Source organism: Methylosinus sp. LW4 (genome assembly GCF_000379125.1).
Lineage (GTDB): Bacteria > Pseudomonadota > Alphaproteobacteria > Rhizobiales > Beijerinckiaceae > Methylosinus.
The window spans coordinates 810,922-833,768 of the sequence record NZ_KB900627.1 but is presented as its reverse complement, the minus strand read 5'-3'; the positions used below and the strand labels follow the sequence as shown (position 1 = coordinate 833,768).

Below are 22,847 nucleotides of genomic sequence, written 5' to 3'. Positions count from 1 at the left end.
AGCGATCGAAACGGGCGGAATTCGTGGCTGTCTGTCGTGGGAGCGGCGTCGAGATGATGACGATTGTCGTGCGTGTGGCGCGAGACGGCGTTCCGTCGGCACATGGTGCGACGAGCAAAACGGGGAGCTGTTCGGCGCTCCCTCCGGGTAGAGGCGATGGTCGGGCTCATGACGTGTCGCAATGGAACGGGCGGGCCTTCGCGGGCGGAACGGCGCCGATGCGGCGAATGAGCCCGCCGCAATCGGGGCATGGGAAGACCTGCGCTGCGGCGGTGGATGGGGCGTCGCATGCGCGTACCTTCGGCTCGACCGGATGATCGGCGGCGGCGAGACGACGACATAGCGCGAGCCGCCTCTCGCGGTCGGCCCTGGCCAGCAGGCCGTAATGGCGGATGCGATGAAAGCCATCAGGCAACGGGAAGCGGCGAATGAACTCGTCCGGCGGGAGGCGCATAGTCCGACGGCATCCTTCGCGGCGGTAGTCCTTGTAGGAGAAGGTCACCTCGTCGTCGCCGACCGCGACGAGCCTCGAATTGGCGATCGCCGTGCGGTGAGTGTAGCGTGCGATAAGCGAGCGCCTGCTCGGGGCCGCCGAAAGGCGGCTTGGCGTAGACGATCCAGTCCATCTTTCGCAGCGTGCTGATGCGCCCGGCGAACGCGCGCCGTTCGTGGAGCGGCGCCAGCTCGCCGAAAAAACGCAGCTCGCCTTTGTCGAAGGTCGCCTCGAGGGCGGCGAGAAACAATCGGCGGAAGTGGCGCGCCAGCGCCTTCACCGGCAGTAAGAAGCCCGGCTTGCAGGAGATCCAGCGCTCGCCATCGAGCGAGAGGCCGCCGCCGGGGACGACGCAATGGACATGGGGATGATGGGTGAGCGTCTGACCCCAGGTGTGGAGAACCGCGAGCATGCCGATCCTGGCGCCGAGGCGTTTGGGATTTTCGGCGAGCGTCATAGTCGCCTCGGCGGCGGCGCGCATCAGCGCAGCGTAGACGATCCTTTTGTTCTGGAAGGCGATCTCGGCCGCCGCCGGCGGCAGGGTGAATACGAGGTGAAAATAGGGCGCGGGCAGCAACTCCGCCTTGCGCGCGTCGAGCCAGGCGGCGCGCGCCGCGCCTTGGCATTTTGGGCAATGCCGGTTGCGGCAGGAGTTGTAGGCGATGCGCCTCGCGCCGCAATCGTCGCATCGCTCGACATGGTCGCCGAGCACCGCCGTCCGGCACGCCGCGATGGCGCCCATGACGCGTCGCTCGCCCCGGCCGACATGCCCGGCGTGATCGCGAAGATAGGCGTCGCCATGGCGACGGAAAATGTCGGCGAGCTCGATCGCCGGCTTCGCCACGCCCATTCACTCGGGCGGCGTCACCTCCAAGGAAAGACGATCCAGGGGGCTCTTGGTCCCGCTGATCAGTTGTGTCGAAACTCGCGTGTAGAGCGCCGTCGTCGACAGATGCTCGTGGCCGAGCAGCACCTGGATGATACGAATGTCGACGCCGCACTCCAGCAGATGCGTCGCGAAGCTGTGCCGCAGGACATGGACGCTCACTCTCTTGTCGATGCCGGCCGCGGCGCGCGCCGAGCGGCAGGCGGCGTGCAGCACGGTCTGCTCGATCGGCTTGTCCTTGTCGCGACCGGGAAACAAGAAGCTCTCGGGCCGCGCGAGGCGCCAATAGCTGCGCAGGTTGCCGAGAAGCTGCTCGGACAGCATAGCGTAGCGCTCCTTGCCGCCCGTGCCTCGCACGATGCGAATGACCATGCGGTCGCTGTCAATGTCGGCCGCCTTCAGGCCGATCACCTCCGACACGCGCAGTCCCGCGGCATAGGCGGCGGTGAGCGCGACGCGTGGTTTGAGGCTCGAGACGGATTCGAGAAAGCGGACCACTTCGTCGGCGCTCAGCACCGACGGCAGCTTGCGTGGCTCGCGCGCATAGGCGATCCGCGCCGGGATCGTCTCGCAACCGAGCGTCACGCCGTAGAAAAAACGCAGCGCGCAGACGGTCTGATTGAGCGACGCCCAGGATATGCCCTTCGAGACCAGATGCACCTGGAAGGCGCGGACGTCCTCCAGTCCCAGGCGATCGGGCGAACGCCCGAAATATTGGCTGAACTTCGCGACGGCGTGGATGTAGGATTGCTGGGTCGCCGGCGGAAGATTGCGGACCGTCATGTCCTCGATCATGCGACGACGCAGAGGGCTGATCTCGGCCATCTGGAACCTCCTGTTTGAGAGTGGGCTGCAACACCCAAATCCTCTCAGACAGGAGGCCAATCACGCGACCTCGCCGCCCCCTCCGCGATAGCGGCTTCGTTCAATCCGATTTACATTCATCTCATTCTCGCGAAGATCCATCGACAGCGCCATGATCCCCTCCCAACCGCTCGGGCCGTTCACTGCCGATCAGCGCTCCGCTTCAGATATGGGATCCGTCCCGCTTTATTGAATCGCCACGCTCGGACGATGCTCTAAGTGCAACGCGACGCTCGCCCGTCGCCCCGCCCTCGACGCCGCGGCGGCTCGGGAAGTGCTGCGCGAGGCGGGGATGTTTTCTCCTTGCGCAAGGCCGATATCGTTTTTGCCGAGCGGCTGAAATGGGCAGCACCGTTGCCGCTCGCGATGATCGGCGGTGTCGATCCGACGCTGCGGCACGGTTCGAAGGGGCGGCTGCCGCGGCCGGGCAAACCCGATTGGCCGACGAGAGGGGCAAGGCGAGAGAGGCTTGGTATGACGCGGAAATCGGGTTAAGGGTCGAGCTTGGCAAATGAAACGGGGATGGACCGATGTGAGCGGTTGGTGCAAAAGGATGATGAGCGCGCACAATCTGCCATGCAGCTTCTCCTATGCATACTAGCGCTTTAGTTCGTTCATCATTGGACTCTGCCAGGATTATCTCTTTTGTGGAGAAAAAGGCATCGCCGTTTGTCAACACCTTGTTGGGGGCTTGCATGTCGCATTTTTCTCTCCTTCAAAGCCCTTGGCTTCCAGTGCGCCGTCGCAGCGGCAGCAAGTGCGTAATCCGTCCGTCCGAAATCGCCTCCGACATCGACCGCGACCCTATCGTCGCCTTCGCCTGGGGTCGACCTGACTTCGATGCGGCGTCGCGCGAATTCATGATCGGCCTGCTCGCGACCGCATTTCCTGCACCCAGCAACCATCGGAAGTGGAAGACATGGTGGGAGACGCCCCCCGACGCCGATCGACTCGAAAAAGCTTTCGCGCCGTTTGCAGGGGCTTTCAATCTGGACGGCGAAGAGCCGCGTTTTATGCAGGACTTTGATATGTTGATCGACACCGAAGACTCGCCGGTCGTCGGTCTGCTAATCGATGCGCCGGGCGCTAATACGTTGAAAGAGAATAAGGACCTGTTTCAGAAGCGGGGGCGCATCGATTCTCTGTCCCGTGCAGCGACGGCCATCGCGCTCTATGCGCTCCAGATCTTCGCGCCCTCGGGAGGCGCCGGCCATCGGACGTCTCTACGCGGTGGCGGTCCGATGACGACGCTCGTCGCGCCCCCAGAAGAGATTGCTCTGTGGCAGATGCTGTGGCTCGCGACGCCGCCGGAAGATGAAGCCTTCGCCCGGGCCCACGATGAAATGGACCGCGTCTTTCCGTGGCTCGCGCCGACATTTCCGTCTGATGGCAAACCGCCGCGTCTCGTTGCGCCGAGTTCCAATCGCGCGCCGTGGACGGCGCATGTTTTGCAAGCTTTTTGGGGAATGCCGCGCCGCATACGGCTCATCTTTGCCCGCAATGACGCCGGCACGCTCTGTCCTCTTACCGGCCACGTCGACGATGTCATTGTGACGGGATTTCGCATGCGGACCTGGGGCGCGGCCTACGATCCCGCCTTTCAACATCCGCTGTCGCCCTACTATTTATCGAAGGCAACGCCGCCGTCGTGGCTGCCTGTGCATCCGAAGCCGGGCGGCGTTCTCTACACCGACTGGCCGGCGCTCGCGGGATCGGCGGACGATGCGTTCCGGCCCGCGAAAATGGTCATCGAGGCGAAGACGCGTCTTGCCGATATCCACGACGGCGCGCGCGTGACGGAATGTCGTTTGCTCGCCTGCGGTTACGACATGGACAATATGAAGGCCCGCGGCTTCGTCGAAGCGCAGATACCCCTGTTCATTCTTCCAGCGACGACAAGCGAGCAACGCCAGGCGCATCTCCACGGCCTAACCCGTCGGTTTGTCGAGGCCGCCGATCTTGTCGCCAGCGCGCTCGGAATCGCGGTTTGCACCGCGCTCGCCGGCGAGCGCGGGGACGGCAAGGCATCGCCTTTCGCCGCATTACGTGAACGGTTCTTTCAAGAGACGCGAGCTGCGTTCTTCAATCATCTTCACGGGTTGTTCGACGCGGTCGAAACACTCGACACCGAAGAGGAGCGTAGGCCACTCGTCGAACGATGGCTCGGCATCCTGCGTAAGCACGCGATAATCCTCTTCGACGAGGCGGTGAGCTTCGGTGACATGCCAACGAAAATCATGGAACGCGCCGTTCCCGCACGCCGCGCACTCATCGGCGTTTTTCTCGGACGTGGTGCTCTGGGACGAAAGGTTTTCACCACGCTCGAGCTCCCGCTGTCCAGGACGGGCAAAGGCGACAAAAAATGAGGGAAGGGCAAATGAGCAAGAAGGCCGCGCAGACCAATGCGCTTGACTATGGATTCATCTCATTTCAATGGTGGAAAACCCTTGACGGCCGACATCCCGACAAGAGAGAAGGCGGCAAGGATCGCGTCGCGAGGGCGAGGCTGCGGAGGGCGTCGCCAGCCGAGGCCATGTACGAGGAGGCGACGCTGCAATTGTTTCATGCGCTCGGTGCCTCGAAGGCGCGGCTGCCGCGGGTCGCCACGCTAGCCTGTGTTCTGGCCACGATTCGTGACGACGAGCGACTGCGTTTCGGTCGAAGTGTCGGACGAGAAAATTTCTCCGATGAGCAGTCGGCGAAACTGTCGCTTCTACGTTTCAAGCGCCTGTTGGAGGCAACGGAGGAGGAGGAGATCGCGGCGTCGTTTCGACGCGCGATCGCCATCGCCGGCTTTGCCGCGAGCGTTCGCGATATCGCTAGGCTTGTCCTCTTCTTCGACGAGGACAAGACGCGGCGCGATCTGGTCTTCGACTATTACGGCGCTGGCGAACGGCCGGCCACGACCGCCGAGGCGGGATCCCTCGAGGCACGATCATGAACCGGTTCGTTCAGTTGCATCTGCTGACATTTTATCCGCCGTCAAACCTCAACCGCGACGACACGGGCAAACCCAAGACCGCGGTCATCGGCGGTGCCACACGGCTGCGTGTGTCGAGCCAATCCTTGAAACGCGCTTGGCGTACGAGTGACATCGCACATGACGTGCTCGCGCAGCATCTCGGCGACCGCACGCAGCGGATCGGCTCCGTCGTTCTCGATCATTTGCGCGGGAGGCTCGATGAGGCTAAAGCCATGGAGATCGCCCGCGAGGTCGCGTCGGCCTTTGGCAAGGTGAAACGCGAAAACGATCCCAAACCCGAATTCACGGAGCAGCTCGCCTTCATCTCACCCGAGGAACGCGCGGCCGCGATCGTCTACGCTGAGTCCCGCGCCGCGGGAGAACGCGCCATCGGAGAGAAAAAGGCTCTTGCAGAGGTGCTCTTGCGTAAGACCGATACGGCGGCTGACATCGCCATGTTCGGACGCATGCTCACCGATAGCCCGGATTTCAATCGCGAGGCGGCGGTGCAGGTCGCCCACGCCGTCACCACGCATAAAGTCGTCGTCGACGAGGATTACTACACCGCGGTCGACGATCTCAAGACAAATGCGGAGGACGCTGGCGCCGGCTTCATCGGCGAGACAGGCTTCGGCGCCGGCGTGTTCTACCTTTACATTAACATCGATCGTGCGCTGCTGCTGAAAAATCTCGGCGGTGACGCCGAGGTGGCGAAGAAGGCGATCGAGGCGCTGATCCGTGCGAGCGCTACCATTGGTCCACGCGGCAAATCCGCGAGCTTCGCCAGTTTTGCGCGCGCGCATTTTATTCTGGCGGAACGCGGCGACGCCGCGCCGCGCACGCTGGCCGGCGCCTTTCTGCAGCCGATCGAGCGCGTCGCGAAAGAGTTGGATTTTCTGAATGCCTCGATCGAAAAGCTCGTGGAGACGCGGGAAAATTTCGCCGCCGTTTATGGCCACGAGGGCGTCGTCGAACGACGGATGAACGCTCTCACGGGCGAGGGGTCGCTCGCCGAGATTGTCGGCTTCGCTAGTGAGGCGCTGTAATGCGAAAGCTTCTCCTCTTTCAGCTCGTGGCGCCACTCGGCTCTTTCGGCGACGTTGCTGTTGGCGAGCGACGCGAGACGGGCGCGCGGCCCAGCCATTCCGCGCTGGCGGGCCTGCTCGGCGCGGCGCTCGGCCTCGAGCGCGCCGACCCCCGCCAAGCTGAGTTTGCCGCTGCGCTCGCCTTCGCCTCGCGCCGTGATCGCCTCGGCCCGTTGATCGTCGATTATCACACCACGCAGACGCCACCGACGCGCAAAGGCACGACGTGGGCGACGCGGCGCGAAGAACTCGCAGGCAAGCGCAACACAATCCTCTCGCGGCGGGACTACCGCGCCGATTGCGCCTTCCTCATCGCATGCGGAGCATTAGAACAGAGCCTGTTCACGCTTGAGAGTCTGGAGCAGGCATTACGCAAGCCCGTGTTCACGCTCTATCTAGGCCGTAAATCCTGTCCACTCGGTTTGCCTCCCGATCCGCTTCTCGTCGAAGCGGAGACGCTGGTGGATGCGCTCGCCGAATATGATCGTCGCCGAAGGCGTCCAGACGCTTACGCCCATTATTTCGAACGCGACGGCGAAATTGCGTTGGACGACTATTTCACTGGGTTTCCGAATAACGCGACATGCGTCGAAACGCGCCGCGATGTCGTCCTGGATCGCAAGCTCTGGCGTTTCGATCTGCGCGACGAACATGTAGTCACATCGTGGGGCAAAGTCCCGCGATGACGCCGCTCTTTCTTTCCCGCGCGACGCTGAAAAGCGTGCCAAGCCTCGAGGCCGTCGCACCGGTCCTCGCGCCGACCGACCCCGCGGCGCGATTGCATGTCGATCATCGCCTCATCTGGTCTCTATTCGCGGGGGATCGGAACGCGACGCGAGACTTCTTGTATCGGCGCGAGGATCTCGGCGCACCGGCGACGCGCTTCCTCGTCCTATCGCATCGTCTGCCAGATCAAGATTCGCCACTCTTCAACGTCGAGACAAAGGAGTTTGCGCCGGCCCTCGAAAAAGGCGATCGGCTCAGCTTCTCGCTTCTCGCCAATCCGGCTGTGACGCACTGGCGTATTGTCGATGGAAAAAAAGTCCGACGCCGCGATGATGTCGTGATGCACTCACTCGCGACGGTTCCGCGAGAGGAGCGCCCTTCGATGCGCCTACAGATTATCGAAGCGGAAGGCCGACGCTGGCTCGAAAGCCAAGGCGCACGGGCGGGATTCGAGATTTCACCGGCAGATGCGTTGAAAATCGACGGTTATCGTCAGATTGAGATCGACCGGGATATCGTCCGAGTGCGCGCCGTCGCTCGCAGAGAGACGATCTCCACTTCGGTTCTCTCCTTTGACGGGTTTCTCACTGTCATCGAGCCTGAGCTTTTCCTCGACAATCTCGCACGGGGCTTCGGACGCGCTCGGGCGTTCGGCTGCGGGCTCATGCTGATTCGGCGTGTGCGATGAACGAACCTTCGGAAAAAGACTGAGGCAGACGTAGTGCCTGCCAGTGGATCGGCGGGCGAAGACGGATGCGATTGACGCCGAGATGCCGCTGCGCAGGCACCCGACGGCCCTGCACCAACAACGGCGCGCCTTTAACATCTTGAAGAAAAATGAGTTTCCATGCGTTTCTGAGAACGTTCCCCGCAGGCGCGGGGATGAACAGGTAAAGGATTCCTCCTTATTTGCCGTTGAGGGCTCGCCGAGTTGCAAGCACACTAACCGTTCTTATTCGTGACTACGCGTCGTCGGGCTGTTCCGCTAGGGGGGTGTAAGGGGCGTTCAGCTTTTTCACCGCTTCGAGGACCGCACTTTCCGGGACGGGTTGGATCACGCCACTTAGGTTCTTATTGCGGTTGAAGATCACAACGGCGGTCTTGGTGTCCCGCCACGTCACATAGGATAGGAGCTGGCTAACCGTATCGACAAATCCCTTCTCGCCGTGCCAGAATTTGCATTCGGCGATGAAGATGTTCTGGCCTTCCGACCGGATGAGGATGTCGGTCTTCCCGGTGGCGTTGAACGTCTCGCCGGTAGCGTTCCCCACATATTGACCGTTCAGCTGCACGAGGTAGTGCTGCCGGATTGTCCTCTTCGCCCATTTTGGCGAACGTGTGCGGGCTCCGCTCCATCACCTTCGTCATGTTGTCGATGATTCCGAGGATGTGCGTGTATTCCGCCTCGTCCAGCGTCGGCTCAGGCTTGAAAGGCGCGGTCGTGGCAGGACGAACTTGGGTAATCTTTCTCCGCACCTCTGGCGCACTATATAGGTTGTAGGCGCTCTCTCTCGACGCTTCATGGGGAAGCCAAGCGCAGAAACAGTGTTCTTATTCTGCAGGATCGTCGCTCGGCGTTGCTCCAAGTACTGACGGGCAGGGCCTTCGAAATGAGCGGCCACGTTGCGGAAGTCGTTCCGCATGGTGGCGAGGTGCTGGTTGATGCTCATTATCGTTTCGTTGAAGGCTGCCTTCATCGTCTCCGGCGTGTTCCTGTCGGCCACCATGGTGATCAGAAGCTCACGGCCATTGACCGATGCCTGGGGGCCGGGAATCGAACGACTACGGGGCGACAAGGTGAAGAGGGTGGCGTCTCCGGTGAACGAAACGTGGAACGTCACCAGATTCTCCGTGACCGTCCGCGATCCGCCGCGGCTCCAACCGAAATCATCGCGCCACTGTTCCTCGCGCTTGTTTTCCTTCTCGCTGACGTAGGTGTTCTCAGCGTTGATGGCCGGAACGTCCGGCTTATATTTCTCGACAAGCTCTTCAATTAAGTCTTCGACCGGCGTGTTTAGAATGGTGTTTTCGTTATATCCGCGCACTTCTTCCATGGCCCTCGTGGACAACAGCTCCACGAGGGCCATGGGTTGGGTGTCCATCGAAAAGGTACGGTGTCTCTCTGCTCATTTGGGGCGTCCGAACAGGATTCTTCCACTGTGAGGATACGCTCGGCAAGGCGACATTGGTCGCTGATTTACGATATCGGAGCGGTTGCCCACAGGAGAGTGCGGCCGGGGCGACCAAATCGGCGACCTTGCAAAAGGGTAGACGTTGCGCAAGGTTCCATAACCACTCCATTCCGCGAAGCTCCGCGCGTCCCATGCGCGCCCGATGTCGGTGCCCGTGACCGCGGTCGACTGTCGCGGCTAGGCCCGGCGCCCCTCGCCAAAGCCCGGGTCCGAGCGGCCGCCCGATCCGCGGCGCGACAGGCGCTCTGGCCTGTCGGGTCTACCCGTCGCGTCGCGCCTCAATATAATTCACCGACGCGTCGGGCGATGTCCCGTTCCAGCGCGTGAATCTCGATGCAGATGATTTCGTATGCGAGCGCAGGCCACCTCTCGGCGTCGGCGAGACGACGGCAATCGCGCCAATCCTCCAGCCTTTGGTGGAGGCGCACGACCTCGATGCCGCGCGCTTCGGCCTGCGGGCTGGCGCGCATCGCTCGGCGTCCCGAGGTCACGGTCGTCGCCCCGTTGTCGTTGGTCGGCGGGGCGCTCTCGTTCATGTCTTGCGTTTTCATGCGCCCGTCTCGTTGCTGTCCCTGACGCAGGGCCCGGGGTCTCGTGCTTTTCGCCGGTGCGCCACGTCGGTGGTCGATTTCAAACCTTCAACCACTCCCTCAACTTCGTCCATCTCTTTCTGCCCGCGCCGCTTCTCACTGCGATCGCCAGCGCCCGGCGCTGACCGACGAGAACGACGAGACGCTTGCCGCGCGTGACCGCCGTATAGACGAGATTGCGCGCCAGCATGGTGTAATGCTGGGTAGCCAACGTGATGACCACGGCAGGATATTCCGAACCCTGCGACTTGTGGATCGTGGTTGCATAGGCCGGGACCAGGGCGTCGAGCTCGCCGAACGGATATTCCACATCGCGGCCATCGAAGCTCGCGACGAGCGCGCCCTCGACCTCGTCGATGCGCACGACGGTTCCGAGGTCGCCGTTGAACACGTCGCGATCGTAATCATTCTCGGTCTGCATGACCTTGTCGCCCGGCGCGAAGATCGATCCGAATTTCTCCACCTTCGCCGGCGGGTCGGGATTGAGGGCTTTCTGCAGATCGACATTGAGCGCTCGCGCCCCGAGCGAGCCGCGCTGCATCGGACAGAGCACTTGGATGTCGCGGATCGGGTCGAGGCCGAAACGCCGTGGAATTCGGTCGCGCACGATCTCCACCACCTTGGCCGCTCCCTTCTCGGGATCGTCAGCGTCGACGAACCAGAAATCCGACTCCTCCCCTCGCGTCGGCAGTTGCGGCATGTCGCCGCGATTGATCCGATGGGCGTTGACGATGATGCGGCTTTTGGCGGCTTGCCGGAACACTTCGGTCAGGCGCGCGACCGGGACGGCTCCCGATTCGATGATGTCCGCCAGCACCTGACCCGGTCCGACCGACGGCAATTGATCGACGTCGCCGACCAGCAAGAGCGCCGATGGCCCGGGGATGGCCTTGGTGAGCGCATACATGAGCGAGATGTCGACCATGCTGGTCTCGTCGACGACGAGAAGATCGCAGTCGAGAGGATTGTCCGGCCCCCGTCGAAATCCGCCTGTCTTGGGATCGATCTCCAGCAGGCGGTGAATGGTCTTCGCCTCGATGCGGGTCTGTTCGGCCATGCGCTTGGCCGCGCGGCCGGTCGGGGCGGCGAGCAGAATTTTCGTTCCCTTGGCGATGAGGATGCGCAGAATCGCATCGAGCAAGGTCGTCTTGCCGACGCCAGGACCGCCGGTGATCACGGCGACTTTGGAGCGGAGCGCCATCTCGATCGCGGCGCGCTGCGAGGGCGCGAGGGTCTTGCCCGTCCGCTTCTCGACCCAGGGGGCGGCTCTTTCCACATCGATCCGCGGCCAGGGCGGCGCGCCGGAGGCCAAGGCTCGTAGCCGCTCGGCGACGCCGCGCTCCGCCGTGTGTAGCCCGCGCAGGAAGACGCAGGGCGCGCCGCCGATCGTGTCGCCGACGACTTCCGCGCCGGCGAGCTCGTGATCGAGCGCCGTCCGCACGATCGCCTTGTCGACATCGAGCAGCTTGACCGCCAGGGTGAGCAGGCTCTCGACCGGAAGCCCGCAGTGACCGTCGTCGGTCGCCTCCTGCAGCGCGAAGGACACGCCGGCGCGCAGCGGCGCCTCTTTCCCGACGCCCATCTTCATGGCCATGGCGTCGGCCGTGCGAAAGCCGATCCCGCGAATGTCGCGGGCGAGCCGATAGGGATCTTCGGTCATCACCTGGATGGCGTCGAAGCCATAGGTCTTGAAGATGCGCACCGCGCGCGAGGTTCCGACGCCATGCGCGTGCAGGAACACCATAATGTCGCGCACGGCCTTCTGCTCGGCCCAGCCGGCGGCGATTCTTTTGGCGCGGAACTCTCCGATGCCCGAGACCTCCTTCAGTCTTTCCGGGGTCGCTTCGATGGTTTCGAAGGTCGCCACGCCGAAAGCGGCGACAATTCTCGCGGCGAGCTTGGGGCCTATGCCCCGGACCATGCCGGAGCCGAGATATTTTTCGATGCCCGCCGCGGTCGTCGGCGGGGTGGTCTTGAGAAAATCCGCTTTGAATTGAAAACCATGGGTGCGGTCGTTGATCCAGACGCCGACGGCGTGAATATATTCGCCCGCGGAAATCGACGCGGCGTGTCCGACGACCGGCCGCGGGCTTTGACCTTCAGGACCGCGAACCCATTCTCCTCATTGTGGAACGTCACGCGCTCGACCGAGCCGACGAGCGTTTCCCGCGAAGCGCCGCTTTGCGACGGCTGCTCACTCTTCATGGCGGGGCTCGGCCGCTTCCGAGGGCTTTTGGCCGCTCGATAATCTGACCGTCGCCAAGAGAGGCCGCGCCGCGGGCGAGGCGTCGACGACGCGATATTCGACCCCGCAGCGCCGAACCGCGCCTTTCCGGCGACGTAACCCGTCGCGCACATAGGCGTGCGCCTCGTCCTCCGATCCGAATTCGCGGGCGAATGTGCGGCCCCCGCAGCCGATCCGGCCGAAGGAGACGCGCACGATCCAGGCTCCGAACAGATCGCGCCCGGCCTCGACGCGCCAGGAACGATGGCGGTTCGCCTCCGGATTTCGGCCCTGCAACGCAATCGCGATCTCGTCCATCGCCGCCATGCCGGCCCTCCGCGCCGCCGCTTCGCATTCGCGCACGAGTGAATCACGAATGGGAATCCGGAGCAAAGGGAGAGGGAGGACATGGCTACCGCTAGCGCCGTCCACGCCGACAAGGGTGCGTCGCTTTGCTCCCGCGCGTTCCGCGCGCCCTTGCAGCGCGGCCGTCTCGCGGTCGGCCGATGGCGTTTTGGGAAAGGAGCGAGAGGAAATCGAGCTCTCCGCTCCGCCCGACCCGAGAAAGGGACGGAACGCCATGAGCCATGACCCGGAAATCGAACAGCTGCGGGCGAAGACCCATTGCGCGGCGTTTCTCGAGCGCGCGACGCCGCCCTGGCGGCTCGACCGCCGAGAGAGCACGAAGAGTTGCCTCAAATATCGACGCGGAGAGGGAGAAATCCTGATCGTCAATCACGAGGGCAAGGGCTGGTGGGATCCGCAGAGCGAGGCGAAGGGCGACGTCTTCGATCTCGTTCAGCATCTTGAGCCGCGCCTGAATTTCGGCGAGGTCCGTAAAGTGCTGCGCCGCTTCACCGGCGTCGCCCCGCGATTTCCCAACTTCCAGCGTTCCCGAGGAGAGTCGAGGCCCGCGCTCGCGCTTTCGAAGCGCTGGGAGCGACGCCCCCGGCTGCAGCCGGGTTCGCTCGTGTGGCGCTATCTCGCCGGCGCGCGCGTGCTGCCGCGACGCGTCCTCGAACGGGCGCGCGCCGCCGACGCGGTGAGAGAAGGCCCCTATGGCAGCGCCTGGTTCGCGCATCGCGACGATCACGGCGCCGTGACCCATATCGAAATCCGTGGTCCCGATTTCAAAGGATCGGTGAAGGGCGGCGACAAGGTCCTGTTCCGCCTTCCCGGCGGTTCCGCGCCGCCGACGCGCTTCGTGCTCGCGGAAGCGCCGATCAATGTGCTGAGCGTCGCCGCATTCGAAGACGTCCGCGACGACACGCTCTACGCCGCGACCGGCGGCGGCATGGGGCCGAAGACGATCGCAGCGATCGAGACGATCGCCGCCCGCCTCGCGAGAACCCCGGGATCCGTCTTCTGCAGCGCCGCCGACGCCGATCGCGCCGGCGATCGCTACGCCGCGCGTCATCGGGAAATCGCCGACGCCGCCGGCGTCGCCTTCGAACGGCTGAGACCGCCGATCGAAGACGACGACTGGAACGACATGCTCCGACAAAGAGAGGAAGCCGCAAAATGAAACCACAACGCGCCTGGATGCTGCTCCAATCGGGCGGTCGGCTCGACCTGCTCGATCCGAAGCCGGACGCCTGGACCGACGAGGATCTGGCGATCGGCCTGTCGCGCACCTACCGCTGGGGCGGATATTCCGCCTGGGACCTGCCGCTCAGCGTCGCCCAGCACAGCCTCGCTGTCCTGGCCTTGCGCAAGCGCGAAGGAAAGCTCGCGCCGCGGGACGCACTGCGGGAGCTATTGCACGACGCGACCGAGGCCTTGGTCGGCGGCATAGATCCCATCATGCCGTTGAAGCCGCATCTCGGCGAAGGCTTCGCGCAGCTCGATCGGCGTCTGCAGGACGCTGTCGACCGACGCTATGGCCTGCCGCCGTGGACAGACGAGAGCTACGCCCTCCACAAGCGCGCCGATCGTCAGGCCGCGGCGAACGAAGCCTATCATGTCGTCGGCTGGAGCCGCGACGACATAAGATCGAGCCTGCAGATCACGCTCGAGCCGCTAGATCACGATCCCCTGCCGCTGCCGCCCGGCATGAGCCCCTGGGAGCCTTGGCCGCCGAATCTCGCGAAAGACCTGTTCCTCGAGCGGCTCGGGGAGCTCGGCGACACGATCGACGTCACCGAGACCCTCGACGAAATCTTCATCGAGGACACGCTTGCGCGACTGGCCGAAGCTTTCTCGCGCCTGCCGGAGGCGATGCGCCGCCGCTGCCGACATCTCCCGACCGGCAAACGGGGCCTGGATACGCTCGTCCAGGTCGAAGCCGACGACGGCTCGCAATGCGTCGAGGGCGTCGTCGTCGACGGCGAACGCAACGAGAGCGGCGCCTTCTACTTCGACGACCATTTCCTCGTCTTCTCCACCGAGGCCACCGAAGGCGGAGAACTCATCCGCTGTAATGGAGCGAACTGCCATGTCGAGATTCTCTGACGACCCGCTCGCCGGCATGGAGGAGTGGGACCGTTTCGAGCCCTGCTTCGACGAGCCGTCGGAGCCGCAACCGCCCGCCGACGCCTTCGAGACGGTGGCTCGAACCCTGACCCCCGAGCAGGCGCGGGCGGCGTCTCACACGGGGCCGATCCTCGTCCTCGCCGGCGCGGGAACCGGAAAGACGTCGACGCTCACGGCGGCGGTCGTGCATCGCATCGCCGTCGATCGCATCCCGGCGTCGCGCATTCTCGCCGTCACCTTCACCAACAAGGCCGCCGCCGAAATGGCGGCTCGCATACGCGCCGTGCTCGACGGTCACGCCGCGCCCTCCTGGCTCGGCACCTATCACGGCCTCGCCGCGCGCCAGCTCCGCGACGCGCCGGAGATCGCCGAGCTTCGGCCGAATTTCGATATCGTGGACGCCGACGACAGCCGCCGCTTCGTCAAGCGCGTCATGAAGGCGCAAGACCTCGGCGGCGAGGAGGGTGGCGACGCCAATGCACGTGATCCTTTGAAGATCATGTGCAACCGCATCGCGAAATTCAAAGACAATCTGATCACGCCGTCCGGCGCCGCCGCTTGGGTGGAAGCAAAAATCGCAAAAGCGGCTCACTCCCGCGAGCCCCTCGACGTCTATGGCCTTCGCGCCGCGGCGCGCGTCTATGCCGATTATCAGCGCGCCCTGCGCGAGGCCAACGCCACCGATTTCGGCGACTTGCTCTTGTGGCCGACCCTCGCAATGCGCAAGGACGACGCCTATCGCGCGCGCTGGGCGTCGCGCTTCGATTGGCTCGCCGCCGACGAATATCAGGACGTCAATTTCGCGCAATATAGCTGGCTGAAGTCCTTCGCCTCCCAGCACGGGCGCATCTTCTGCGTTGGCGACGATGATCAGGCGATCTACGGCTGGCGTGGTTCGGACATCGAATATATCCGGCGCTTTCGCCAAGATTTCCCGAGCGCCGTGCAGATCCGGCTCGAAGAAAATTTCCGTTCGACGGGCCACATACTCGCTGCCGCCAATGCGGTCATCGCTCGGGACAAGAAACGTCTCGGAAAGACACTCTACACGAAAAAAGAGCAAGGGGACCGACTAGAGATCGTCGCCTACCGCGACGCCCAGGCCGAAGCCGCCGGCGTCGTCGACGAGATCCTCGCCCGCCGCGCCGAGGGAGCGTCCTGGCAGGACATCGCTATCCTCTATCGCGCCTCCTTCCTGTCACGCGGCTTCGAAGAAGCCTTGATGCGCGCCCGCATCCCGCATGTGATCGTCGGCGACGTCGGCTTCTATCAGCGCGCCGAGATCAAGGATGCGCTCGCCCTCCTGCGGCTCGCCGCGACGCCCGACGATCGCCAGTCGGATGAAGCCTTCCGGCGCGTCATCAATGAGCCGCGTCGCGGCTTCGGCGCCAAGGCCATGGAGGCGGTCGAGGCGGAGGCTTCGTTTCGAAACGTCTCCTTGCTGCGCGCGCTCGACACCGCCGAGCTGCCGACGAAATGCCGCGCGGCCGGACTTCTGTTCGCCGAGCAGGTCCGTCGCATCGCCGAGGATCGCTCGCACACGCTCGCCGATCAGATCTCGCTGCTGCTCGACGCCACCGGCTATCGGGCCATGCTGCGCGACAGCAAGGCGGAGAGTTCGGAAGATCGGCTCGAAAACCTGCAGGAGCTCATCGCGCTCGCCGGCGAGTTCCACACGGCGCGGGAGCTCTTGGACCACGCGGCGCTGGCGACCAGCCGCCCCGGCGAGGACGAAACCGACCGCGTGCGGCTGATGACGCTCCACAAGGCGAAGGGCCTCGAATTCCCCCATGTGTTCCTGGCCGCCTGGGAGGCGGGCGTATTTCCCTCGGACTACGGTGACGGCGAGGAGGAGCGCCGGCTCGCGTACGTCGCGCTGACGCGTGGCATGAGGCGGGTCAGCATTTCCTACTGCGGCTTCCGTCGCGGCTTCGGATCGCCGTCTCCATTCGTGGACGACATCCCTGACGAACATTGCATCCGGGGACGCCTGCGGGATGCAGAGCGACGCGGCGCGCGACGCGCCCGCTAGTCGATTGGCGAAGACTTCCCAATCATTTGCGCAGGCCGTGAGCAGAGGTCGCGAGGCAAGACCATCATCGAAAGCGCCTGTGCCGCCTGCACGGCCGCCGCGGCAAGGGGTTGTCGCTGAGGCTCCCGCGCGTTCCTCGCGCCCTTGCCCCGCCGGCCCCGAGGCGGCCTTCGGGAATCGTATTGGAGAAAAACATCAACGATTGGAGGAGCAGATCATGAAAATGATATCCCTGACCTCACCGCGTCCGATCGGCGCGGTGTTCCGCCGCGGCGGCGACGTCGTATTCGTCGCGGAAGAGTTGAAGGCCGTGTTCGACCCGCGCGGGGGCACCCATCGAAGCCTCCATCTCGGAGACATTGAATCACGCCTCACTCGGAATTAATAAGTCCTGGGCCTAGGGCTAAACTTACACCATCCCCGGCCGAGGAAATAGAGATCGCGTTCTGCTGCGGTTCAGTCCACCTCGCCACCATCGGTCCGCCTAGCTCGATGCGTAGGAACACTCCATCCGTACATTCTTTTAAATAGGCCGGAGGTATTCGGCTGAGCCCAGAGGTCCAGCGACGTTGACCCTCTTCGAAGTGATGGAAGCCGTGTTGGTCGAACTGCGGATCGCCGAGATCGATCGATCGCTCCGATCCGAAGCCATCGCAGAGAGTTAGCCCCACAATACACACCCCGAGATTGCGACCGTCATCACTGTTGCTTACGTCAGACGGCCGCGACATGGAAGATATCAGCCAAGCCTGTTGCGCCTGCGGTGGAATCGCAAAGCGAAAGAACCATCCGCGGACGACCGGCTCGATCCGCGTTCCGTCCACGAGCAGATGCAGATCGAGCGGAGGTGTTTGGTCTAACGTCCAGCCCAAGCTTTTGGCCCTAGAGAGTAGCTGCTCGTGCACGGCGGCGACGATCGGTCCTTCGGTATAGAAAGGGCGCGACAATTCTGGCGCGGCTATCGAAGAGTCATCGAGCTCCGGGAGTCGGGCAAGAACAGCGCCGCGTTCTTCAAAGAATGCCTGATTGCCCATGCCGGGAGTGCTTTCGCTAGGCTGGTTCTCCGTAGGTAGACGATCATGTCCCTCCAACTCAACGTACCAATAGATCACGCTCGACACTTCGACTTGGGCGATCGTTGCGCCATTGACGAGGGCGCGGGCAGGAATAAGAATTTCTCCAACTAGGTCGAAACAAAGTGCCTGCGAAGGCGACACATAGATATTACGGACTGGTGCGTTCTCCCGAAACGCGTGGGCAGAGATACGAATCGGCCAGACACTCGTTGGGTCAGAGTGACGGTAGCAATCGACCTCGCGATGGCTGACCCGACGTATAGGTTTGTGCTTGCCTATAATAGTGACGACAGAATCGCCAACGTTAAGGTCTTGAACCGCAACATCGCCGCAAACAGTAAGTATTTTTGTTCCGTAGCAATAAAAAGGAATATTGTTATCCATCGTATGTACCCGCTCTAACGCTATAGAATGAATTGGTTGGAATCTAGATGTCGTCGTGTTCGAGGAATCCACGGCTAAACCAAACCGATCTTTAGCTTGGAATACGGCGCAAGATAACGGGAGGATCTCGCGTTGAAAGAAAGCATAAACCATGCTTGTTGTCGGAGAATATAAGTAATAATACGTAATAAATGTACCATCAAAAGCAACGGGCGTCAACCGCGTTGTGGGTTGCCCGATTGGCAATTCCGATTGAAGGTGGCCTCTGTAACCGAATAAGTCCGCAGGCGTAATTCCGGGACACTCCGTCCCATCGCGGTGTGCCAGCGCACCGACCGTAGTGGCTGGCGAAGTGGTCGACCGCTGCGGGGCCGAGATCTAGGCACAGGCCCGACTCACAGACCCAGGCGGCAAAGTGCCGAGCCGATCCTGCGCCATGCTCCAGACCCTGTTCAATCGACGTCTCCCCGAGAAAATCGTCAATCCCCGCCCATGATTGGGCTTTACAAACGGTGGGGAGTCCCCCCACCGCAGTAGCGGACATACGGTCTTACGCTTGAGCGTAGTGAAATTTGCCAGGGCGGTTTCCGGGTCGTGCCCCCCGTGTGTTGATTTCCACTGAGAGCTGACCCAGGCAGCCCGAGTTTTTCCACCGAGAACTGACCCATGTTCGAACCTTTCCCCCTCGACCGTCGCGGGGGACCTGGGAGTGATCGACATGGAGTTATTGAGCGTCATCCGACGCTGGCGATATCGGCAGGAGTTCTCGATCCGCGAGATTGCGCGACGCACGGGGCTGTCGCGCAATACGGTGCGCAAGTATCTGCGCTCGGACAGCGTCGAGCCGCGGTTCGCCACGCCCGATCGACCGAGCCGCCTCGACCCGTTCGCCGACAAGCTGGCGCATATGCTGCGTCATGAGGCCACAAAATCGCGCAAGCAGAAGCGGACGGTCAAACCGTTGCACGCGGATCTGGTCGCCCTCGGCTACGACGGCTCCTACAATCGCGTGGCGGCGTTTGCGCGGGAGTGGAAGGCGGCGCGGCATCGGGAGCAGCAGACCTGCGGGCGCGGCGCGTTCGTGCCGCTGACGTTTCTGCCCGGCGAGGCGTTCCAGTTCGACTGGTCGGAGGATTGGGCGATCATTGCGGGCGAGCGGACGAAGTTGCAGGTCGCCCAGTTCAAGCTCTCCTACAGCCGCGCGTTCTTCCTCCGCGCCTACCCGCAGCAGACGCATGAGATGCTCTTCGACGCTCACAATCACGCTTTCCGCGTGCTGGGCGGCGTGCCCCGGCGAGGCATTTACGACAATATGAGCACGGCGATCGACAAGGTCGGGCGCGGCAAAGAGCGCCAGGTCAACGCCCGCTTCGCCGCCATGGTCAGCCATTTCCTGTTCGAGGCCGCATTCTGCAATCCGGCCTCCGGCTGGGAAAAGGGGCAAATCGAGAAGAACGTTCAGGACGCGCGTCACCGCCTCTGGCAGCCGATCCCGAGCCCGCCTGGTGGACGGCAAGCCGGTCGACGCGCCGCCGGTGAAGCCGCCCAATGCGCTGATGCTCACCACCGAGCCGCAGGCCAATGTCGAGCGCTACGACGCGCTGCGCAAAGGTCGGGAGGCGCGCCATGCGTCATAATCCCGCCGCCGGCGCCATCGTCATCATGCTGCGCAGTCTCAAAATGCACGGCATGGCGCAAGCCGTCAGCGAGCTGACCGAGGAAGGCTCCCCGGCCTTCGAGGCCGCGCTGCCGATCCTGTCGCAACTCTTGAAGGCGGAAACCGCCGACCGGGAGGTGAGATCGATCGCCTACCAGCTCAAGTCTGCGCGCTTCCCGAACTATCGTGATCTCGCCGGCTTCGACTTCGCCAGCAGTGAGGTCAACGAGGCGAAAGCGGAGACCATGTGGATCGGCTGCTCGGAGCCCGATCGCCTGGTCACCCCGCCTGATGCGCTTGACGATCTTTCTTTTTCTCGGTACCTAGCAGAACTAGCACGAAGATGTCATTCATGCCCTCCACAGTGAATATGTTTCCAAGAGTCGACGAAATGAACAAGCGAGACAACGATGGTATGATTACGTCATCTTTAGATATCGTGACTGATAACTATTTCGTAAAGCATTATCATCAAAACTGCGATCGAGTAATCGTTTCGTTTGCTAGTAGAGGTTTCGCGGGTGCTGGAGAGCCAATCGAGGAGTTCGCTGGAACCCTCGCAAAACTTGGTGTATCTGCTATATTCGTCACCGATCGCCATGCGCTTTGGTGGAATCATCATGATACAGGCTGGATCTTCCAGCATATTGCTGCAATTTGTAAAAATTACCGGAATGTTGGCGTCATTGGTGACTCTATGGGCGGAAGTGGGGCCATCGCGTATACGTCGTACTATCCGGACGTTGGGCGAGTTTTGGCTTTTGGTCCTCAATATTCAATTGCAAGCCCTTTCATCGAGTTCGATGCTCGTTATCGAGACATGAAGCACCAGATAAGTAAATACTATTTCGATGCCTATAATTGCCTGAAAAGCAAGGATCGCGTTGATATACTTTACGGAAATTTAGTATGGGAGGATTATCTGCACGCAGCCATGTTTCGATCTCATGGGTTCCGGATTACGACTGTTAATGGATGCCCACATGACGTAGCCCGTCACTTAAAGTGGGGTGTTGGCGAGAATAAATTGGCAAGCCTTCTTGAGGCATTCTGTTCATTTAGCAACAATTTTGATGATATGACGATTAAGAAGGTTCTCGGTGATCTAGTCACAGATAACTTGTTAATAGGCTCGGCAGAGCCCTTTGCCGAAACGGTCACGCGGCAAAGATCTAACGTCACACCTGTTCCTGCGCCGATAGGCGTAGTGAACTTGGCGCTGCGGCGCCCGGCTACTCAAAGCTCGCTGTCGGCGTATTCCATAGGCGCGACCCTTGAGGCAGATGCCTCGGGTGCTGTCAGTGGCGTTCTGACGGGAGCTTACAGCTTTCACACTTCCGACGACGACGGTGCTTGGTGGGCCGTTGATTTGGGCGAATCTTGTGAAATTGTAGAAGTTCGGATCTACAATCGCACAGACAATGATCACGTTGCAGAACGTTTCTCGCGTTTCGCTATCGCGGTGTCGCCGCAAACGAATGACACATTCACAACTGTTTTTGTCCGGAATGACCAGAGCCTTCCTTCACTTGCTGGCGTTCCTTTTTCATGGTCTCCGCCAGAGCCGCTGCATGGGCGTTGCGTTCGCATAGCCCTGCTTGGCCGCAATTTTCTCCATCTCGATCAAGTGGAGATATTTGGGCGACGGCCATAGCTTTTTATGCTCTGGGATCTCGGCGATCGTCACGCGCCATCGCGATGATGCATTACCGGTCCGCTTTGAGCGGAGAATGAGCGCATTTTTGGGGACTCGGGTTTTTTAAGTGCGGACAGCGCGAACGTCTCCGGCTGTGGGCTGGAGTTTCGCAGGGTGAAGGCTTGCGCTTGGAAGAAAAGGGGTCCGGATTTCGAGGGGCAGTCGCGCCGCTGGTCATGTCGCTATACTTGGAATACGCTTGAGCGCGAACCAGTGTAAGCAGAATAAGAATTTGTGTCTTGACCGTGCCAACTAAGCACACTTCTAACGAGGTTACTATGACGAAACGCGCGCTGCTGACGGGCATTACCGGACAGGATGGGGCCTATCTCGCACAGCTTCTGCTCGGCAAGGGGTATGAAGTCTCTGGCGTGATCCGCCGCTCCTCGCACCGCGGCGTCGAGGACCATCGCCTGCGCTGGCTCGGCGTCGCCAATGACGTGCAGCTGCTCGACGGCGATCTCGGCGATCTCTCCAGCCTGCTGCGCATCGCGCAGGAGGTGAAGCCGGACGAGGTCTACAATCTCGCCGCGCAATCCTTCGTCGCCTCCTCCTGGCGCCAGCCCATTCTCACCGCCAACATCACCGCCGTCGCCGTCGCCAATATGCTCGAGGCGCTGCGGCTCGGCGCCCCCGGCGCGCGCTTCTATCAGGCCTCCTCCTCCGAGATGTACGGCCTCATTCAGGAGCCGATGCAGAGCGAGAAGACGCCCTTCTATCCGCGCTCGCCTTACGCCGTCGCCAAGCTCTATGGCCATTGGATCACGGTCAATTATCGCGAGAGCTTCGGCATGCACGCCTCCTCGGGCATTCTCTTCAATCATGAGAGCCCGCTGCGCGGCATAGAATTCGTCACCCGCAAGGTGACGGATAGCGTGGCGCGCATAAAGCTCGGCCTCGCCAAGGAGCTTCGCCTCGGCAACATAGACGCCAAGCGCGACTGGGGCCATGCGCGCGATTATGTGCGCGCCATGTGGCTGATGCTGCAGCAGGAGACGCCGGACGATTATGTGGTGGCGACGGGCGTCACCACCACTGTGCGCGACATGTGCCGCATCGCCTTCGCCCATGCCGGCCTCGACATGGATGCGCATGTGGTGATCGATCCGAAATTCTACCGCCCGGCGGAAGTGGACGTTCTGCTCGGCGATTCCAGCAAGGCGCGCAAGGCGCTGGGCTGGGCGCCCGAGACCTCGCTCGATGCGCTCATTCGCGAGATGGTCGACGCCGATCTCGAGCGGCTGAGCCGGGACTCGGCGACTCGATGAGGGTGGACCCAGACCAGCGGATAGGTTGTCTACAGCGGTCGCGCCTGCCAGGCGAAGGTCGCCTGCTGATCCCCAGATCGATCTCGCCGGTGTCGGTCACCACCGACTTCCGACCGTAGCCGTTCCGGCTTTTCGCCGCCTCGCCGGTCGCAAGGTAGTGATCCATCTCCGCGTTGAGGGCGCGCTCGGCCAACGCCTTCTTCAGATCGTCGAGCAGGGGGAGTGTCAGGAATTTCGTGT

The 22,847-nt window shown here is 62.4% G+C and carries 19 protein-coding genes and 3 pseudogenes; 13 read left to right on the top strand and 9 right to left on the bottom strand.

Features of this window, described 5'->3' with window-relative positions; genetic code table 11:
• Window positions 1-166 precede the first annotated feature (166 nt).
• Both METLW4_RS26090 and METLW4_RS0123450 read right to left on the bottom strand, forming a co-directional pair.
• A pseudogene (locus METLW4_RS26090) lies at window positions 167-1,337 on the bottom strand (IS91 family transposase).
• A 6-nt stretch (window positions 1,338-1,343) separates the two neighbouring features.
• On the bottom strand, window positions 1,344-2,204 hold the full coding sequence (locus METLW4_RS0123450; protein WP_026191783.1) for a site-specific integrase: 861 nt from the start codon (window positions 2,202-2,204) through the stop codon (window positions 1,344-1,346).
• A gap of 342 nt (window positions 2,205-2,546) precedes the next feature.
• Between METLW4_RS0123450 and METLW4_RS28195 the strand changes: the two genes are divergently transcribed.
• From METLW4_RS28195 to cas6e, 6 genes are all read left to right on the top strand, one after another.
• Window positions 2,547-2,738, top strand: a complete 192-nt coding sequence (locus METLW4_RS28195) for a DUF1403 family protein (RefSeq protein WP_157235628.1) — start codon at window positions 2,547-2,549, stop codon at window positions 2,736-2,738.
• A gap of 152 nt (window positions 2,739-2,890) precedes the next feature.
• The gene (gene casA / locus METLW4_RS0123435) at window positions 2,891-4,609 is read left to right on the top strand and encodes a type I-E CRISPR-associated protein Cse1/CasA (protein WP_157235627.1); all 1,719 of its coding nucleotides are present in this window, start codon (window positions 2,891-2,893) and stop codon (window positions 4,607-4,609) included.
• Between the two features lie 11 nt (window positions 4,610-4,620).
• On the top strand, window positions 4,621-5,184 hold the full coding sequence (casB, locus tag METLW4_RS26085) for a type I-E CRISPR-associated protein Cse2/CasB (RefSeq protein WP_018268675.1): 564 nt from the start codon (window positions 4,621-4,623) through the stop codon (window positions 5,182-5,184).
• Window positions 5,181-6,251 carry a type I-E CRISPR-associated protein Cas7/Cse4/CasC gene (gene cas7e / locus METLW4_RS0123425; protein ID WP_018268674.1) on the top strand — a complete coding sequence of 357 codons (1,071 nt, stop codon included), beginning with the start codon at window positions 5,181-5,183 and terminating at the stop codon, window positions 6,249-6,251. The genes casB and cas7e overlap by 4 nt, the downstream gene beginning before the upstream one ends.
• Complete coding sequence (gene cas5e / locus METLW4_RS0123420; RefSeq protein ID WP_018268673.1) at window positions 6,251-6,976, top strand: type I-E CRISPR-associated protein Cas5/CasD; 726 nt, start codon at window positions 6,251-6,253, stop codon at window positions 6,974-6,976. The genes cas7e and cas5e overlap by 1 nt, the downstream gene beginning before the upstream one ends.
• Window positions 6,973-7,704 (top strand): type I-E CRISPR-associated protein Cas6/Cse3/CasE, encoded by a 732-nt coding sequence (gene cas6e, locus METLW4_RS0123415; RefSeq protein WP_018268672.1) that lies wholly within the window; start codon window positions 6,973-6,975, stop codon window positions 7,702-7,704. Before cas5e ends, cas6e begins: the two co-directional genes overlap by 4 nt.
• A 274-nt stretch (window positions 7,705-7,978) precedes the next feature.
• Here cas6e and METLW4_RS26805 read toward each other — a convergent pair whose 3' ends face one another.
• From METLW4_RS26805 to METLW4_RS28190, 5 genes and pseudogenes are all read right to left on the bottom strand, one after another.
• On the bottom strand, window positions 7,979-8,308 hold the full coding sequence (locus tag METLW4_RS26805; protein ID WP_026191781.1) for a hypothetical protein: 330 nt from the start codon (window positions 8,306-8,308) through the stop codon (window positions 7,979-7,981).
• Between the two features lie 72 nt (window positions 8,309-8,380).
• Entirely contained in the window at window positions 8,381-9,103 is a 723-nt protein-coding gene (locus tag METLW4_RS26080; protein ID WP_026191780.1) for a hypothetical protein, read from the bottom strand.
• Window positions 9,104-9,486: 383 nt separating this feature from the next.
• Window positions 9,487-9,759, bottom strand: a complete 273-nt coding sequence (locus tag METLW4_RS0123400; RefSeq protein WP_018268671.1) for a hypothetical protein — start codon at window positions 9,757-9,759, stop codon at window positions 9,487-9,489.
• Window positions 9,760-9,838: 79 nt separating this feature from the next.
• A pseudogene (gene recD2 / locus METLW4_RS26075) lies at window positions 9,839-12,003 on the bottom strand (SF1B family DNA helicase RecD2).
• On the bottom strand, window positions 11,993-12,349 hold the full coding sequence (locus METLW4_RS28190) for a WGR domain-containing protein (protein ID WP_018268669.1): 357 nt from the start codon (window positions 12,347-12,349) through the stop codon (window positions 11,993-11,995). Before METLW4_RS28190 ends, recD2 begins: the two are co-directional and overlap by 11 nt.
• Before the next feature lie 253 nt (window positions 12,350-12,602).
• On the opposite strand from METLW4_RS28190, the gene METLW4_RS0123385 reads away from it, so the two are divergent.
• The 3 genes from METLW4_RS0123385 to METLW4_RS0123375 are packed head-to-tail and all read left to right on the top strand — an operon-like array spanning window position 12,603 to window position 16,526.
• Window positions 12,603-13,547, top strand: a complete 945-nt coding sequence (locus METLW4_RS0123385; RefSeq protein WP_043333683.1) for a DUF3991 and TOPRIM domain-containing protein — start codon at window positions 12,603-12,605, stop codon at window positions 13,545-13,547.
• Complete coding sequence (locus METLW4_RS28440; RefSeq protein WP_198290256.1) at window positions 13,544-14,473, top strand: hypothetical protein; 930 nt, start codon at window positions 13,544-13,546, stop codon at window positions 14,471-14,473. Before METLW4_RS0123385 ends, METLW4_RS28440 begins: the two co-directional genes overlap by 4 nt.
• Window positions 14,457-16,526 carry an ATP-dependent helicase gene (locus tag METLW4_RS0123375; RefSeq protein WP_245258539.1) on the top strand — a complete coding sequence of 690 codons (2,070 nt, stop codon included), beginning with the start codon at window positions 14,457-14,459 and terminating at the stop codon, window positions 16,524-16,526. Before METLW4_RS28440 ends, METLW4_RS0123375 begins: the two co-directional genes overlap by 17 nt.
• Window positions 16,527-16,897: 371 nt before the next feature.
• Here METLW4_RS0123375 and METLW4_RS27310 read toward each other — a convergent pair whose 3' ends face one another.
• Window positions 16,898-17,986: a Hint domain-containing protein gene (locus METLW4_RS27310; RefSeq protein ID WP_157235625.1), complete on the bottom strand. Its 1,089-nt coding sequence runs from the start codon at window positions 17,984-17,986 to the stop codon at window positions 16,898-16,900.
• 718 nt (window positions 17,987-18,704) lie between these two features.
• Here METLW4_RS27310 and istA point away from each other — a divergent pair.
• From istA to gmd, 4 genes and pseudogenes are all read left to right on the top strand, one after another.
• A complete protein-coding gene (gene istA, locus METLW4_RS26060; RefSeq protein WP_245258538.1) occupies window positions 18,705-19,700 on the top strand; it encodes an IS21 family transposase in 996 nt (331 codons plus the stop codon).
• Window positions 19,613-19,876, top strand: a pseudogene (locus tag METLW4_RS26055) (ATP-binding protein); the annotation flags it as partial. The gene istA and the pseudogene METLW4_RS26055, both read left to right, overlap by 88 nt.
• Before the next feature lie 158 nt (window positions 19,877-20,034).
• Window positions 20,035-21,297 carry a discoidin domain-containing protein gene (locus METLW4_RS27305; protein WP_157235624.1) on the top strand — a complete coding sequence of 421 codons (1,263 nt, stop codon included), beginning with the start codon at window positions 20,035-20,037 and terminating at the stop codon, window positions 21,295-21,297.
• A gap of 320 nt (window positions 21,298-21,617) precedes the next feature.
• Window positions 21,618-22,607, top strand: coding sequence for a GDP-mannose 4,6-dehydratase (gene gmd, locus METLW4_RS0123340; RefSeq protein WP_018268660.1), 990 nt, complete (start codon window positions 21,618-21,620; stop codon window positions 22,605-22,607).
• Here gmd and METLW4_RS28990 read toward each other — a convergent pair.
• The gene (locus tag METLW4_RS28990) at window positions 22,546-22,824 is read right to left on the bottom strand and encodes a transposase (RefSeq protein WP_371212343.1); all 279 of its coding nucleotides are present in this window, start codon (window positions 22,822-22,824) and stop codon (window positions 22,546-22,548) included. The genes gmd and METLW4_RS28990 overlap by 62 nt on opposite strands.
• Window positions 22,825-22,847: the final 23 nt, after the last annotated feature.

Excerpts from the sequence above, each read along its gene's own strand:
- cas7e (WP_018268674.1), top strand. The coding sequence starts at position 5,181 with ATGAACCGGTTCGTTCAGTTGCATCTGCTGACATTTTATCCGCCGTCA.
- METLW4_RS0123375 (WP_245258539.1), top strand. The coding sequence starts at position 14,457 with ATGTCGAGATTCTCTGACGACCCGCTCGCCGGCATGGAGGAGTGGGAC.
- casB (WP_018268675.1), top strand. The coding sequence starts at position 4,621 with ATGAGCAAGAAGGCCGCGCAGACCAATGCGCTTGACTATGGATTCATC.
- METLW4_RS0123400 (WP_018268671.1), bottom strand. The coding sequence starts at position 9,759 with ATGAAAACGCAAGACATGAACGAGAGCGCCCCGCCGACCAACGACAAC.
- cas6e (WP_018268672.1), top strand. The coding sequence starts at position 6,973 with ATGACGCCGCTCTTTCTTTCCCGCGCGACGCTGAAAAGCGTGCCAAGC.
- METLW4_RS27305 (WP_157235624.1), top strand. The coding sequence starts at position 20,035 with ATGAACAAGCGAGACAACGATGGTATGATTACGTCATCTTTAGATATC.
- gmd (WP_018268660.1), top strand. The coding sequence starts at position 21,618 with ATGACGAAACGCGCGCTGCTGACGGGCATTACCGGACAGGATGGGGCC.
- METLW4_RS27310 (WP_157235625.1), bottom strand. The coding sequence starts at position 17,986 with ATGGATAACAATATTCCTTTTTATTGCTACGGAACAAAAATACTTACT.
- METLW4_RS28440 (WP_198290256.1), top strand. The coding sequence starts at position 13,544 with ATGAAACCACAACGCGCCTGGATGCTGCTCCAATCGGGCGGTCGGCTC.
- istA (WP_245258538.1), top strand. The coding sequence starts at position 18,705 with ATGGAGTTATTGAGCGTCATCCGACGCTGGCGATATCGGCAGGAGTTC.
- METLW4_RS0123385 (WP_043333683.1), top strand. The coding sequence starts at position 12,603 with ATGAGCCATGACCCGGAAATCGAACAGCTGCGGGCGAAGACCCATTGC.
- METLW4_RS0123450 (WP_026191783.1), bottom strand. The coding sequence starts at position 2,204 with ATGGCCGAGATCAGCCCTCTGCGTCGTCGCATGATCGAGGACATGACG.
- METLW4_RS28190 (WP_018268669.1), bottom strand. The coding sequence starts at position 12,349 with ATGGCGGCGATGGACGAGATCGCGATTGCGTTGCAGGGCCGAAATCCG.
- METLW4_RS26080 (WP_026191780.1), bottom strand. The coding sequence starts at position 9,103 with ATGGCCCTCGTGGAGCTGTTGTCCACGAGGGCCATGGAAGAAGTGCGC.
- cas5e (WP_018268673.1), top strand. The coding sequence starts at position 6,251 with ATGCGAAAGCTTCTCCTCTTTCAGCTCGTGGCGCCACTCGGCTCTTTC.